The sequence below is a fragment of the Nitratidesulfovibrio oxamicus genome, assembly GCF_015731765.1.
In the GTDB taxonomy this organism is placed as follows: domain Bacteria; phylum Desulfobacterota; class Desulfovibrionia; order Desulfovibrionales; family Desulfovibrionaceae; genus Cupidesulfovibrio; species Cupidesulfovibrio oxamicus.
The window spans coordinates 1-995 of record NZ_VRYY01000637.1; the positions used below are offsets into that span (position 1 = coordinate 1).

General features: G+C 71.5%; 1 protein-coding gene. It reads right to left on the reverse strand.

What is annotated here, in order from left to right:
• Positions 1-995: glycosyltransferase family 2 protein (locus FVW20_RS16530; protein WP_196610447.1), on the reverse strand; the 995-nt coding region annotated here is incomplete at both ends.

Consider the following 995-nt stretch of genomic DNA (forward strand, 5'->3'; position numbering starts at 1 on the left):
CCAGGTCCAGCGCCCGGCGGGCCGGGCGGGCCGGGTCCGCCGCGCAGTGGGCGGCCACGGTGCGCAGATAGTCGGGGTACATCCGCTGGATGGTCGCGAAGGCCGCTTCCTTGAGCGGGGCGGCATCATCTCCGAATGACATCTCGCCCGCGTGGCGCACGAAGACATCGGCGGCCAGCAGGTGACGCCAGCCCAGCGCGGCGGCGCGCATGCAGAAGTCGTTTTCCTCGCCGTAGCCCCGGCCGAAGGTGGCCTCGTCGAACGGGCCGGTTTGCGTCAGGCAGGCCCGGCGGATCAGCATGCAGAAGCCCACCGCCGTGGGAATGTCCACGGCCACCCCGGCGTTGACCGAGGCGGCCAGCGCGTCCAGCGCCGCGGATGGCAGTTCCAGCCCGGCGCGGTTGTCGCGTTCCGTCACCGGGTAGCTGCAAATGGTGGCGTTGTTGGACAGCGGGGTGACGCTGCCCGCGTCGGGCCGGGCGGACAGGTGCGCGGCCATGCGGCCCAGCCAGCCGGGAAAGACCACGGTGTCGGAGTTCAGCAGCACCACGTCGCGCTCCGGGTGCAGGGCCATGCCCGCGTTGACCGAGGCCACGAAGCCCTTGTTGGCGGAGTGCTCCACCGGTTCCACCAGCCCAAGTGCGGCAAGGCTGCGCAGGGCCTGCGCCAGTTCCGGTTCCGGGCTGGCGTCGTTGACCGCCACCACATGGGCACGGGGCGCGGCAGAGTCCTCTGACTCAAGGTCCGCGATCAGCACGGAATGCAGGCAGGCCAGGGTCTGGTCCCTTCCAGCGTACACCGGCACGATGACGTCGATGACCGGGCGCGGCGGCGTACTGCCTGATACGTCAGAAAGCTTCGCCCGGCGCGCGGCCAGTTCGGTCCATGCGGTTTCATTCGCAAGGTCGGGCGGCGCGGGCCACGGCTCGCGGGTTTCCGGCTCGTCGATGGCCGGGCGTTCCGGGGCGGTGGCGTCCAGCGCGGCCAGCAGGCGG